The organism is Streptosporangium sp. NPDC001559 (genome assembly GCF_042893955.1).
GTDB lineage: Bacteria > Actinomycetota > Actinomycetes > Streptosporangiales > Streptosporangiaceae > Streptosporangium.
The window spans coordinates 17583-30708 of the sequence record NZ_JBIAVG010000015.1; the positions used below are offsets into that span (position 1 = coordinate 17583).

The following is a 13126-nucleotide window of genomic DNA, read 5'->3' on the forward strand; positions in this document are numbered from 1 at the left end:
TGGATCGAACACCTACCAGAGCGGTCCTGACGGGACTTGAACCCGCGACCTCCACCTTGACAGGGTGGCGAGCACTCCAAACTGCTCTACAGGACCTTGCTTTTGTCGGAAGTTTTCGCTTCCGTCTTTCTTGCCTTGCTTAGCTTACCAGTTCTTCGGAGGTCTTCGACCTGCCGTTTCCCCGGTGAGCTTTCGCTCAGCAGGTGCCCCCAACGGGATTCGAACCCGTGTCGCCGCCTTGAAAGGGCGGTGTCCTAGGCCACTAGACGATGGGGGCTCGGAACTGGCGTCCCGCTCCGTTGCCGTCTTCCGCTGGAGACCTCTGAAGCATAGGGGACTTTTGACCCCGATGCCAAAGCGGCGTTCCGGCTAAGGCGGCGTGGCGCCGACGGTCGCCCCCGTTGGAGACGGGGAAACAGTCGGCCCAGGAGAAATTGTACGGCCAGGGGCGCTCTCGACGTGACGTTCGATCTGGACGGATTGTTCTCCCAGCCCTCCCAGGGTGATGTCGTCCCAGGCCCGCAGGCGGTGTGACTTGCGATCGAAGTACAGCACCGAGGCCGCGACGGGGGTCGGTTCGTCGTGTTCCAGGGCCCGCAGGCCCGCCCCACCCGTGGAGCCCTGGACGAGCAGCCGGGTGCCAGAGGGCAGCAGTTCGGTCGATCTCTCGTGGGAGTGCCCCGCGAGGATCATGGGCGTCCGGCCGGAGAACTGCCTGGCGATCGTCGGGTCGTGCACGGCCACCAGGTCGACGGGCTTGCCCTCCAGGGCGAGTCTGGCGGCGTGCTCGCGCCCGGCGGCCGCCAGCGCCTCCAGGTCCGAGTCGACGGAAACGGACTTGTCCGGGGTGAACCGGGGGTCGCCGAGCCCGTAGATGCGCAGCCCGGCCACGGTCTTGACCTTGTCGTCGAGGACGACGGCGCCCTTCTGCTTCGCGACCGCCTTCTGGGTCGAACCGGAGTCGTGGTTGCCCCTGACGAACACGTACGGCAGGCCCAGCCGGCCGATCTCCTCGGCGAACTTGTCCTCGGGGCCCGTCCCGTGGTCGGTCAGGTCACCGGTGTCCACGACCGCGTCGATCTTGAACTGCTCGGTGAGCGAGCGGATGACGTTCCAGGCGATCGGATTGAGGTGGATGTCCGAGACGTGGAGGATCCTGATCGAGGCCGGATCGGAGTCGTAAAGCGGCAGGGCCGAGACCGTGTCGTAGAGCTGGGAGACGTTGTTGACCAGCTTGGCGAGCTGCGTCCGGTACGACTCGAACCGTGTCACGATCGACTCGGCGTCGCCGACCAGCGAGGGCGCCCCGGCGAGCAGGCCGGTGTACTTCGGCTCGACCACCGACCTCGGGTGGAAGGTCAGCGCGACGGCCGCGCCCGTACCCGCGATGGCGACCGCGGCGCTCAGCAGGCCCGCCAGCGCGGGGCCCGGCCTGCGGAAGACGATCAGCGAGCCGAGCAGCCCGCCCGCGAGGCCGCACACCAGAGCCCTGATGACCAGGGTCTTGACCCCCTCGCGCAGCTCCTTCTCCATCATGCTGGGCAGGTGGGAGGACATCCGTGGGTTGTCCAGGATCATGGCGACCCTGCTGGTGTTGATGTTCTCCAGGGTGACGCGCAGGCCGACCGGCGCGTCGTGGGTGTCGAACAGCAGCGTGCCGAACGGATGCGCGTCGAGGACGGTCTCCCCCGTCCAGGACGGCTCGGCGGTCATACCGAGTTCCACGGGGCCGACATTGGCGCGCACGGGGCCACCGAGCATGATGCCGAGCCAGGCCGAGGCTATGGCCACCGCGACGACCGCCACGCCGCGCGCGACGCGCCCTACGGCGAGGCTGCGAAGCCCTCTCCGGGCCCGCTTTGTGAGACTTCTGAGCTTGCTGAGATCCATCCGCTCCGCCCTCTACCCGGAAACCGGGGGCACAATGGCGGGTGTGATCGAAGTCTCGCGAGAAAGGTTCGAGGAACTCGTGGCCGAGGCTCTGGACACGATTCCTCCCGAACTGACGAGAGTGATGAACAACGTGGTCGTGGTGGTTGTGGACGACCCGCCCGAACCCGATCTTCTTGGGCTGTACACCGGGATTCCACTCACCGAGCGCGGGGACTGGTACGCAGGAGTACTACCCGACCGCATTGAGATCTACCGTAACTCCATACTTTCTATATGTAAGTCCGAAAGTGACGTGGTGAACGAGGTCCGCATCACGGTTCTCCACGAGGTGGGCCATCACTTCGGCATCGACGACGACAGGCTGCACGACCTCGGCTGGTGACCGAAACGACACAACCTCCCATACAGGGAAATATCGCAATATTTCGCCACGCTATGCATGGGCTTCGTCGCTTTCGGTTGCGCAACGGCGCTCCAACGGGCACCGTAGGTTACATACTGACCACCCACAGTCAATGTGCTTGCAGCCCAGCGGAGTCATATGGCGGCCACCCGGCCCGGTCGGCTACCCGGGCGGCACCGCCGCCCCACCGAAGCCCAAGTGACATATGGCGAGATAATCGCCATCGGAGAGTTTCGCGCGCTCTGGATGGCCCAAGGGCTTTCCCTCCTGGGTGACCAGCTCTCCCGAGTCGCGTTGTCCGTGCTGGTCTTCCAGCGCACGGAGTCGCCTCTGGCGACGGCTTCGGTCTATGCCCTGACCTACCTTCCCCCGATCATCGGCGGGCCGCTGCTCTCAGCGCTCGCCGACCGGCACGCCCGGCGACACATCATGATCATATGCGATCTGATCAGGGCACTCCTGGTCGCGCTCATGGCGATCCCCGGCACACCGTTCGTGGCGCTGTGCGCCCTGGTCTTCTGCGTGGTGCTGCTCAGCGCCCCGTTCTCCGCCGCCAGGGCCGCGCTGTTACCCGAGATCCTTGAGGGCGACCGCTACGTCGTGGGTTCCGCCCTGCAGAACATGACCAACCAGGGGGCCCAGATGCTGGGCTTCGCCCTCGGCGGCGCCCTGATCATGGGCATGGGACCGTACCGGGCGCTGGCTCTCGACGCGGCGACCTATCTGGCCTCGGCGCTCATCCTGGTCTCCGGCATACGGCGCCGCCCCCCTCCCGTCCGCGACGACACGGCCTCACCCTCGATGTGGACCATGACCCGTGCGGGCACAAGGCTCGTCTTCGGCGACGGACGGCTGCGTACGCTCGTCATGTTCGCCTGGTTGTGCGGCTTCTACGTGCTTCCTGAGGGGATCGCCACCCCCTACGCCGCGACGCTGACCGACGATCCGGAACGGATCTCCTTCGTCGCGGGCCTGCTGATGGCCGCGATGCCCACCGGGACGGTCGTCGGCGCCTTCCTCTTCGGCCGATACGTCACCCCGTCGAGCCGGCTGCGTCTGATGGGCTGGCTGGCGATGCTGACCTGCGCGCCACTGATCGCCTGTGCCGTACGGCCGCCGCTGGTCGTGGTGCTGGTCCTGTGGTTCCTGTCGGGGGTCGGCGGGGCCTACCAGCTCGCGGCGAACGCCGCGTTCGTGCAGTGTGTCCCCGCCGAACGGCGAGCCCTGGCCTTCGGGCTCGTGCACTCGGGCCTGCTCGCGTCGCAGGGCGTCGGCATCCTGGTGGGCGGCGCCGCCGCCGACAGACTCGGCCCTGAGATCGTGGTGGCACTGGCCGGCGCGGCCGGTCTCCTTCTGGCGGCCGCGCTGGCCGTGCTCTGGGTCCGATCCCGCCAGGAGATCATCGAGATGGCTCGCACGGAGACGTCCGCCTGACTCACGCCTGAGGGGCGGGGCCGCCGTTGTCTCGCTGGGCCGTACCGGGGGCGGGGTAGGGAGCGACCGGGTCCTGGTGGGTGGGGTACTGCGGGGCCTGCTGGTAGGGGGCCTGCTGGTGCGGAGCCTGGTAGGAGCCGTTGTGACCGGCGTTCCTGCTCCAGTTCTCGGCCTTCGCCCAACCCTGCTCGGCCTTGGCCTTGGCGTCCAGCCACACCGGGTTGTCCTTGTTCTTGGCGACCAGGTCCTGCAGGATCGAGGAGTCCTTGCCCTCCTCGGGCAGCAGCAGCCAGCCGACCGCGTAGATCCCGACGCCGAGACCACCGAAGAAGGAGGCGACGGCCAGGGCCGCGCGGATGATGTTGGGGTCGACTCCGACGTAGTGTCCGAGCCCGGAGGCAACACCCGCGATGACGCGCCCGTTCCTGGTCCTGCGGAGCTTCTTGACGCTTGAGAACTCGTTTTCGTTCATGTCTTCAGAATGCCCCTGAAGGGACATCGCTCACATCGGGATTCCCCCTGGGAGGACCCTGACATCCTTCCTGAGACGCCAGCAATACCCTGACAGGGGCCGACGAGAGAGGAACACCCCATGGACGATCTCCTGCGCGTCGACGACGCGTTCTCCGAGGAACAGCGGCTCATCCGCGACACCACCGGTGAGTTCGTCGCGGACAAGGTGCTCCCCCACGTGGGCGAGTGGTTCGAGGAGGCGGTCTTCCCCGCCCGCGAACTGGCACCGCTCCTCGGCTCGCTCGGCCTGCTCGGCATGCACCTGGACGGGTACGGCTGCGCGGGCCTGGACGCCGTCTCCTACGGCATCGCCTGCCGGGAGCTGGAGGCGGGAGACTCGGGGCTGCGATCCTTCGTCTCCGTGCAGGGCTCACTGGCCATGTTCCCCATCTGGAAGTACGGCTCCGCGGAGCAGAAGGAGGAGTGGCTGCCCGGGATGGCCTCCGGCGAGGCGATCGGCTGCTTCGGCCTCACCGAGCCCGACCACGGCTCCGACCCCGCCGGGATGCGCACCCACGCCAAACAGGACCCATCGGGCGACTGGATCCTCAACGGCTCCAAGATGTGGATCACCAACGGCTCCGTCGCCGACGTCGCGGTGGTCTGGGCCCAGACGGAGGACGGCGTCCGCGGCTTCGTCGTCCCCACCGGCACTCCCGGGTTCTCCGCCCCTGAGATCCACAGGAAGATGTCCCTGAGGGCCTCGGTGACCTCCTCCCTGTATCTCGACGACGTCCGTCTTCCCGCGTCAGCCGTACTGCCCGGGGTGCGGGGGTTGAAGGGGCCGCTGTCGTGCCTGTCGGAGGCGCGTTTCGGCATCCTGTGGGGCGTCGTGGGCGCGGCCCGCGCCTGCCTGGAGGCCGCCGTCGACTACTCGAAGACCCGTGTCCAGTTCGGCAAGCCCATCGGGGCCTTCCAGATGACCCAGGAGAAGCTCGCCTGGATGTACGTCGGTCTCGGCCAGGCGCAGCTCACCGCGCTCCACCTGGGCCGGCTGAAGGACGCGGGCACCCTCACCCCCCGGCAGGTCAGCTTCGGCAAGCTCGCCAACGTCCGCGCCGCGCTGGACATCGCCCGTCAGGCGCGCTCGGTCCTGGGCGGCAACGGCATCACGCTGGAGTATCCCGTGATCAGGCACATGAACAACCTGGAGAGCGTGCTGACCTACGAGGGCACCCAGGAGATCCACACCCTCGTCCTCGGCGAGGCCCTGACCGGGATTCCCGCCTACCGCTGACCTTGGAGTCGTCGGCCGAGCGCGGGGCGTTGTGGCCTGCCGCTGGGGCTCCAGAGGGGAGTCCGCGAGGCCCTGGCCAGTTTCTCCTGCCAGGAGACGCCCTGACGCATGTAGAAGCGGAGCAGTTCGGCGGTGGCCCTGGCGTCGGCCAGCGCGGCGTGGGCTCCGGAGAGCGGTATGCCCGCCCGTTCACAGCAGGCGGCCAGGGTCCACTTCCCCGCGGAGAGGAAGTCCGGGGCGAGTTTCTGCGTGCACAGGGTCTCGGTCAGCCAGTGGCTTTCCGGAAGAACCCGGAGGAACCGGAGGTCGAAGGAGGTGTTGTGGGCCACCAGGACACGCCCGGCGACCCGCTGCCAGACGTCGTCGAGCACCTCCTCGATCACCGGCGCCCGCGCGACCATCGCCTCGGTGATCCCGTGCACGTGCACGGCCCCGGTCGTCCGTCGTGGGTTGACCAGCGAGTGCCACTCGTCGAGGATCTCGCCCTCAGTGCTCAGGGAGACGAGGGCGATCTCACAGATCTGGTCGCCCTTCGCCGGGGAAAACCCCGTGGTCTCCACATCAACCACGACATACCCTTGCCGGGAGGACACGCGGACCCCTCCGGCGGGCTCAAGCCCCGAGCTCGTCATGAGTGCCACTGTATGATCCATCTACCCCCGTCCACACACGGTTCGTCCAACCACCGCCCCTTCCGGGCCTGGCAACGGACGTTGGTGGACACTATCCTCGGTACGCTGTCTCAAGCGGGGCGTTAGCTCAATGGTTAGAGCTGCGGACTTTTAATCCGTAGGTTCTGGGTTCGAGTCCCAGGCGCCCTACCACTCCCCACCTGGCGAAACTCCCTCCCGGAGATCGCCAGGTGGGGGCCCGTGACAGCATGAGTTGACAGCTTGAGAGGTCGCGGAAGTACGCGGCCCCTGGACCGCCTCGGCTGGTTGATCTTCAGAACGACCTTGTCCGCCGGCCCCTCGATGTCCATCGGCACCCGACGTTCCTTCCGGACGTAGGACCCTCCGCGGCGCTTCGTCGTCACCAGGCCCTGCCCGGAGCTCCCGCAGCGCCGCCCGCACCGCGATCCGGGCGAGATCGAACTCCGCCATCGGCTCCGTCTCGCTCGGCAGCTTCTCCCCCGCGGGAGGCTTGTCGATTCGAGCGCGCAGGATGTCCGCCGGCTGATGAAAGGCCGGCGTGAGGGAATCGCGATCCATGGACACGACTTGAGGATATAGATGCAGGTCAGCGCCTGTGTAAGTGACCATAAGCGCTTGTACTCTTGCGCGCTTGTCAGTACCAGGACTTCCGTGTGCCCTTCACCCTGCCGCGTGCCGTCGCGGCGGGTAACCACCCTGGTCCCGCCCGAGCCGCAAGTATGCCGCTCGCTCACGGGAAAGAGCCCTGCACCCTCCAGGGCGTTCCCGGTCCTCCCGGATCTCGAAGTCCATCGCGCCCCCTCATCTGGGGTGTTGCGACGACCACTAGAAGGAGGGACAGGGAGCGGACCTTCGCCTCGCAATGGAGAGGGACGCGCCGGGCTGGCCGCGGTTTGCCCTAGGAAGCCCTAGAAGAGCCCCGGAGATTCCGAAGGAGGCTCGATCGTACGCTTCGCTCTCGGCTTGGCGGACTTATGCTTCGACGCTCGATAGGCGTTGATCGACTTACGGGAAGACCTCCACACACCGTCTGTGCCCTGAACGGCGTTGAGGCGTCCCCGTTGGGCCGCCTGGCGGAGGGCGTTGATGCTGAATTCCTCATCGACCAGCGCGGCAAGCGGAACAAGCCGTGCGGGACCGGCGATGTTGGGGACGATGAAGCGGTTGAGGTTCTCTTCCATCGCCCTGGCGATGAGTTCCCCAAGCGCCCCATAGTCGCCCGCGTCGGCCCGCCGGAGGGCCTGCAGGTAGGTGTCGCGCTGTTTCTTGAGGACGATGATCGGCGGATAGCCGAGACGCACCAGGATGAGGTTCAGGACTAGCCTGCCAGTGCGGCCGTTCCCGTCGATGAAGGGATGGATGCGCTCGAAGGCGTTGTGGATCCTCGCGAGTGCTTCGGGCAACGGATGTCCGAACTCCTCCTTGGCCTCGACTTTTCTGCCGATTTCGCAGACGTCGTCGACCCACCGTTGGATTTCGCTGGGGACGAGTGTCCAGGATGGCGGTGTCATCCCTTCGGCGAAGGGATGAATGTCGTGTTCCCGGAAGTGGCCGGGCCCTTCTCGCTCAGTGGCGTCCGGGTGGGGGTCGACGTCCCAGACAGGGGTCATGGCGGTCTGGTGGATGCGGCGTAGTTCGGTCAGGTTGAGCAGGCGGCCGTCGTTCCAGGCGTCGGGTTCCAGCGCTTGGCCGTAGACCCACTTGGCGGCGTCTCCATACCCCTTGACCTCGTTGTACTCGCGGAGAGGCTTAGCGCCCACCGCACGGCCCTGGTCGAGCAACGCCTGAACTTCCTTGAGCACCAGCGTGTTGCCTTCGAGGGCGGTGGAGTGGTGCGCCTCGAGGTGCCAGATGTCAGACCAGATCTCCTCAGCCTCGGTTGGGCTGGGCAGTCCTCCGAGGCGGTCGTTGAGCTCTTTCAGGGCGCGGTGAAGTCGTTCGTAGACCGTGGCCCGGGTTGGGCGACCTCTTCCTGCCACCGGTTCCCCTACGTAGACGCCAACGACGAAGTTTGATAGGCCATCTTAAGAGCTAATTGAACTAATCAAACTAGCGTCGCTACACCCGTAGTGTCCTGGGATGCCGCGCTCTACGGCTGGACGTCTTCAAGACGTGCCACGACGCGGGCTTCGACGACTTCCGCAGGCTCGGCCCACTCGGATGCGGCCAGCCGGGCCTTGGGTGCGCTGTAGCCCACCAGGCCGCGCGCGTCGGACAGCGCGAACGCCTTGGGGTGCAGCGGGATGAGCCACCTCTTCTCGACGAGAGAGTCCCTCACCCGCCCGATCGTGCTCATGGAACGGATTTTGCACTGCTGCATGAGCCGCTCGTTCGTCACCCAGGCACGGTCGTACGGCGCCTTGTGAGCATGGTTGGCGTAACACAACGCCATCGCCGGCTCGGCCTGGGCCAAGTCGTTGGGGTCGGCGTCCCAGACAGCGTCGGCGTAGACCTCGCCCAGCCCTGCGAACCCGGCGCCCCCGCTGCCCACGCGCTCGTTCGGCGCCGTCAGCGCTTGAGGTAGGCCAGGACGGCCAGGACGCGGCGGTTGTCGTCGGCGGAGGGGGCGATCCTGAGCTTGCCGAAGATGCTCGCGGTGTGCTTGGCGACCGCGCTCTCGCTGAAGTGCAGGGCCGCGGCGATGGCCACGTTGGACCTGCCCTCGGCCATCATCTCCAGCACGTCCAGCTCACGCGGCGTCAAGCTGCCGATCATCCCGCGGGCCTGGCTGCGGGACAGCAGCTTGGTGATGACCTGCGGGTCCATCACCGTGCCGCCCGCCGCGACCCGGCGAACGGCGTCGATGAACTGCTCGGTGTTGGTGACCCGATCCTTGAGCAGGTAACCGACGGCGCCGTCACCGCCTGCCAGCAGCTCGTTGGCGTAGAGCTGCTCGACGTACTGCGAGAGCACCAGGACAGGCAGCCCTGGACGCCGGCGGCGGGCTTCGAGCGCGGCCTGCAGACCCTCGTCGGTGAAGGTGGGTGGCAGCCGGACGTCGACCACGGCGACGTCCGGCTTCTCCTCCAGCAGCGCGCGCAGTAAGGACGGGCCGTTGTCGACCGAGGCCACCACCTCGCAGCCGTGTTCGCGCAGGGTCCTGGTCAGCCCGTCCCTCAGCAGGAAGAGGTCTTCGGCGAGGACAACACGCACGGAATCTCCATGGTCGCAGTGGTCGGCCCGCCCGGCGGGCTGTGCAGGGTGAGAACGCCGTCGAAGGACTCCAGCCGGTGCCGGAGGCCGCGCAGCCCGGTCCCTCGCGCGGGGTCTGCGCCGCCGTGACCGTCGTCGGTGACGCTGACGCGCAGCGTCCGGCCGTCGTGGTCGAGGATGATACCCACCTCGCGCGCGCCGGAGTGTTTGGCGGCGTTGGTGAGGGTCTCGCTGACCGCGAAGTAGACAGCCGACTCGACCGGTGCGGGCAGGCGGCCGGCCAGCCGTACGTCGACGTGGACGTCGAGGAAGCTGTCGAGCGCCAGCGACCTGACGGCGTCGCCGAGACCCCGGTCGGCCAGGATCGGCGGGTGGATGCCGTGCACCAGGCTGCGCAGGTCCTCCAGCGCCCGAGCGGAGGTCTCACCCACCTCCGCCAGCAGCCTGCGGGCCGCCACCGGGTCGCTGTCCAGCAGCCGGGTGGCGCTGTCCAGAATCATGCCGAGGGAGACGAGCCTGGCCTGGGCGCCGTCGTGCAGGTCGCGCTCGATGCGTCGCAGTTCGGCCGCCTGCACGTCGAGCACCTGAGCCCGCGTGTCGGTCAGGTGCTCGATCCGCCGGGTCAGCTCCGTACGGCGCCGCGCCGACAGCAGCAGCCTGGTCCAGCGGCCGTGCAGGCGCAGGATCCGCGGGGCCATCAGGACCCCGGCGGCCATGAAGCCCACGCCCAGCGCGAGGGCGGCCAGCATGGTCGGCGTGCTCCGCACCGGGACGAACGCGTACCAGTTGCCGTCGCCGAGATACCGCCATACGAAGGGCTGCACCAGCACGCCGAACGCGCCGTACCAGAGGAACATGAGTGGGATCGCGACGAGGAACCCCCCGGCCCACGGCTCCAGCCAGGCCCAGGCCAGATCCCGCCAGAAACCCTCGTCGGCGAGGATCGCACCCGCCCTCCTGCGCCTGCTCCAGGAGGGGTCATCGGCGAGCGGCTCGGGCGGGCTGATCCGCGTCCCCGTCCACCGCGCGGCACGCTCGCGCGAGCGCTCCGACAGCGTCCGCAGCGCCGTCGCCGCGAACACCAGCAGCCGGAAGCCCGCGCCGACCGGCAGGAGCAGGAGAGCCAGGACGACGAGCGAGCCGACCGCGGACACCGCCACCGCGAGCAGCCCCGCCAGCTGGCAGCGCCCCACCGCTGCCAGCGCCCCGTTCGACCTCATCGGAGGTGGAGTTTAACGGGTACCCTCCACGCCCAGAACAGCGCCGCCAGCAGGCACGACATGCCGAACAGCGCCATCGGCGCGACCGCCCCGCTCTCCTCGTCCATGAACAACAGCAGGCCGAGGTTGATCAGCGTGTGGAAGCCGCCCGCCAGCAGCAGCCGGTAGGCGCGCACCCGCTCCAGCGCCAGTCCCATCACGACCGACATCGACACCGTCGCCAGCAGGAACGCCGCCGCGTGCGCCGGCGGCCTGCCGAACACCGGCACGTGCCACGCCCCCCACAGCACCCCAACCACGATCGACACCGTCAGCGGGCCGAACCGGCGGCGCAGCAGCGGCTGCAGCAGGCAGCGCCAGCCGATCTCCTCAGCGCACGCGCCGATCAGCTGCGCGACCACGATCAGTGCGAACGGGCTGCCCAGCGTCCCCGGCCCGGTGAACCTGACATCGCCGGCGAGCAGGCCGTGACCGCCGACGCAGAGCGCGACGATCAACGGGGCCGTGGCGAGCAACAGCCACCCATGACCGTCCACCCCGCCGTCACGACTCACCGCTCCGGACAGCGCCGACCGGGCGATCCTCGGCCACAACAGCGCGACCGCCCCTACCGCCAGGGCCGGCCCGAACTGGGTCAGCTGGATGACCTCGCCGGGGATCGGCGTGAAAGCCTGCGCCGCGCCCAGCATGCCGGACGCCACCAGGGCGACGGCGACGAACACCCCTGCGGGTGCCAGGACGCGAGGGGTCGTTGGTGTCTCTGTCTTCAGCATGGGTCGACGATCCCGTCTGGCCGGGCTGCGATCACTGCACCTGACAACCGGACGGGGGTGGATCCAGGTACACCCCCTCGATCCTGAGTTCGCCGCGCCCGCGGCCACCGGGAGCTGCCGAAGCCTGCTGACCAGAGCTGGCGTCATCACGTGTATCGGGTGTCGGCCTTGTCAGCACGTCGACCAGATCGCGACATCGATTACGCGGCTGCGTAGGAAGGCCCGCAGGTGAGGGTAGTCGTAGCCCTTGTCGCCGTGGAGTTTGGCGGGTTTGCGGCGTCGTGGCCCGCGCCGGGAGCGGATCGGCGGGACGCTGCGGATCAGCGGTCGCAGGGCCAGGCTGTCGTGGGTGTTGGCGGCGCTGATCCGCAGCGTCCGACGACGACCGCTGAAGCGACCTGAGCCCGAAACTCTTGCACGCCGGGGAAGTCCTGCGTGAGCAATGCCAGAATGACGGCCTGCTCATCGGTCGATAGATGACGTTCGCCGTCTGACACATCACCAAGGTAGCGGGACAGGTGGGGGACATATACGGGGTGATCTTCGACGGCCTGGCCAGGAAAAGCCCTTCGCCACTTGTCAGAGCCCTATCGCCCCTCGGAGCGCAGTCGCCTTGAAAACCGCCGCCGAGGCATAACCACCCCTGCGGTGGATGATCGCCGTGCAGAGCTGGGGGCGATCGACGGTCTAGGGCTTCGTTTCTCGGCCTTGACCACCAGGCGCCGGGGTTGCGTACAGGGATATTCGGCGCTGTTCAGGATGGACCGCTCATACCCTCTGATCTGCACTGAACCATCCGGAACAGCCCGAGGGCGATTTTTTAGGGTTCGCGTTCCCGGGTGCCCTCCCTCAACGAACTGGGCAGGGCCCCGGTCTTCGCGGTCGGGGAACCTGCCCGGAGGCGCAGCCCGGGCACGTTCAGCCGTCGAACGGTGCCCGTCCCGACTGCATCGCCGCCGCTTCCGGCCCGACACCGTCACGGGTCAGAAAGAGGCGCCGGGGATGGCGGCGCCGAGGATGGGGCGGCGCAGGTGTTGGGGGCCGATCGTGACGCCGGTGATGCGGCCGGCGAGGGCCAGGGCAGCCGGGATGGGGTTGTCGACGCTGTCGTCGGCGGCCGGATCGATGCCCAGCTCGCGGAGGTGACGATTGAGCCGGTCGGGATCTACGCCCCGCCTGTCGATGGGAAACCCCGGGTTGATGTCGGTGACGAGTCGGCCGTCGACGGCATGGGTGACGTGGTGCTGGGCGTAGTCATGCCGATGCACCGTCACGGCCTCTCCTCCGTCGCGTGACAGGGCGCTCAGAACCTCTCGTCGTGCGCCGCGCCAGCCGCAGTCCTCGATCGCGACGGTCCAGTCCCCGATTCGCCTCACGGTGATGATCTGAGGTCCCTCTGGACAGGTGTGGTCCCAATCTTCGATCAGCCGGATGTCCTCGTCCGCGGCGCCGAGCCGGCGCAGCGCCTCGTGCTCGTCGAGCCCACGGACGAAGACGATCGTGTAGATGTCCCCGAGTTGGCTGTTCCCCTCCCACACGTAGTCCTCCGGCGACGGGCCGGGGGTTCTCGCGGTGGCGTGGACCATCTCGAACGTTCCCACCTGCTCGTCGACCTCGGGATGGGCGGTGAGGAAGGCCTCGATGATCTCCGGCACGACCCGGCCACGCTCACTGACGGCGTAACCCTTCGCCTTCGCCCACGCGCGCATGCGGAGGGAGGTTTCGCGGGGGAGCCCCGCACGGTGGGTGACGCGGAGGGGCGTGAAGCCGGCATCGGACATGATCAGAAACTACCGACGGGGTAGGTGCCCTGCATGGCCGTCAAGGCGACGTGCCCCGCACTGGTG

12 protein-coding genes, 3 tRNA genes and 1 pseudogene are annotated in these 13126 nt (G+C 67.9%); 4 read left to right on the plus strand and 12 right to left on the minus strand.

The features are described 5' to 3' along the window. Positions 1-21 precede the first annotated feature (21 nt). From ACFYY8_RS29530 to ACFYY8_RS29540, 3 genes are all read right to left on the minus strand, one after another. Positions 22-96, minus strand: a tRNA-Asp gene (locus ACFYY8_RS29530). A 108-nt stretch (positions 97-204) separates the two neighbouring features. After that, a tRNA-Glu gene (locus tag ACFYY8_RS29535) sits at positions 205-277 on the minus strand. Positions 278-369: 92 nt separating this feature from the next. Then, positions 370-1890 (minus strand): metallophosphoesterase, encoded by a 1521-nt coding sequence (locus ACFYY8_RS29540; RefSeq protein ID WP_390046485.1) that lies wholly within the window; start codon positions 1888-1890, stop codon positions 370-372. A gap of 34 nt (positions 1891-1924) precedes the next feature. Between ACFYY8_RS29540 and ACFYY8_RS29545 the strand changes: the two genes are divergently transcribed. Continuing rightward, complete coding sequence (locus tag ACFYY8_RS29545) at positions 1925-2275, plus strand: metallopeptidase family protein (RefSeq protein WP_386191984.1); 351 nt, start codon at positions 1925-1927, stop codon at positions 2273-2275. 159 nt (positions 2276-2434) lie between these two features. Continuing rightward, positions 2435-3730 carry an MFS transporter gene (locus ACFYY8_RS29550; RefSeq protein WP_390046487.1) on the plus strand — a complete coding sequence of 432 codons (1296 nt, stop codon included), beginning with the start codon at positions 2435-2437 and terminating at the stop codon, positions 3728-3730. 1 nt (position 3731) lies between these two features. Here the strand turns inward: ACFYY8_RS29550 and ACFYY8_RS29555 are convergent, their stop codons facing one another. Then, positions 3732-4202 carry a PspC domain-containing protein gene (locus tag ACFYY8_RS29555; protein ID WP_390046489.1) on the minus strand — a complete coding sequence of 157 codons (471 nt, stop codon included), beginning with the start codon at positions 4200-4202 and terminating at the stop codon, positions 3732-3734. Between the two features lie 120 nt (positions 4203-4322). Between ACFYY8_RS29555 and ACFYY8_RS29560 the strand changes: the two genes are divergently transcribed. Next, the gene (locus tag ACFYY8_RS29560; RefSeq protein ID WP_390046491.1) at positions 4323-5480 is read left to right on the plus strand and encodes an acyl-CoA dehydrogenase family protein; all 1158 of its coding nucleotides are present in this window, start codon (positions 4323-4325) and stop codon (positions 5478-5480) included. On the opposite strand, the gene ACFYY8_RS29565 is transcribed toward ACFYY8_RS29560, so the two are convergent. After that, on the minus strand, positions 5471-6112 hold the full coding sequence (locus ACFYY8_RS29565; protein WP_390046493.1) for an exonuclease domain-containing protein: 642 nt from the start codon (positions 6110-6112) through the stop codon (positions 5471-5473). The genes ACFYY8_RS29560 and ACFYY8_RS29565 overlap by 10 nt on opposite strands. Positions 6113-6228: 116 nt before the next feature. On the opposite strand from ACFYY8_RS29565, the gene ACFYY8_RS29570 reads away from it, so the two are divergent. Then, a tRNA-Lys gene (locus tag ACFYY8_RS29570) sits at positions 6229-6304 on the plus strand. 737 nt (positions 6305-7041) lie between these two features. Here ACFYY8_RS29570 and ACFYY8_RS29575 read toward each other — a convergent pair. From ACFYY8_RS29575 to ACFYY8_RS29605, 7 genes and pseudogenes are all read right to left on the minus strand, one after another. Then, positions 7042-8112: a Fic family protein gene (locus ACFYY8_RS29575; RefSeq protein WP_390046495.1), complete on the minus strand. Its 1071-nt coding sequence runs from the start codon at positions 8110-8112 to the stop codon at positions 7042-7044. Between the two features lie 110 nt (positions 8113-8222). Beyond that, on the minus strand, positions 8223-8624 hold the full coding sequence (locus ACFYY8_RS29580) for a hypothetical protein (protein ID WP_390046497.1): 402 nt from the start codon (positions 8622-8624) through the stop codon (positions 8223-8225). Between the two features lie 17 nt (positions 8625-8641). Beyond that, positions 8642-9286 (minus strand): response regulator, encoded by a 645-nt coding sequence (locus ACFYY8_RS29585; protein ID WP_390046498.1) that lies wholly within the window; start codon positions 9284-9286, stop codon positions 8642-8644. After that, complete coding sequence (locus ACFYY8_RS29590) at positions 9250-10506, minus strand: sensor histidine kinase (RefSeq protein WP_390046500.1); 1257 nt, start codon at positions 10504-10506, stop codon at positions 9250-9252. The genes ACFYY8_RS29585 and ACFYY8_RS29590 overlap by 37 nt, the downstream gene beginning before the upstream one ends. Continuing rightward, positions 10503-11279 carry a CPBP family intramembrane glutamic endopeptidase gene (locus ACFYY8_RS29595; RefSeq protein WP_390046502.1) on the minus strand — a complete coding sequence of 259 codons (777 nt, stop codon included), beginning with the start codon at positions 11277-11279 and terminating at the stop codon, positions 10503-10505. The genes ACFYY8_RS29590 and ACFYY8_RS29595 overlap by 4 nt, the downstream gene beginning before the upstream one ends. A gap of 198 nt (positions 11280-11477) precedes the next feature. After that, positions 11478-11645, minus strand: a pseudogene (locus ACFYY8_RS29600) (IS5/IS1182 family transposase); the annotation flags it as partial. 617 nt (positions 11646-12262) lie between these two features. Next, positions 12263-13060 (minus strand): DUF6461 domain-containing protein, encoded by a 798-nt coding sequence (locus ACFYY8_RS29605; protein WP_390046505.1) that lies wholly within the window; start codon positions 13058-13060, stop codon positions 12263-12265. Positions 13061-13126: the final 66 nt, after the last annotated feature.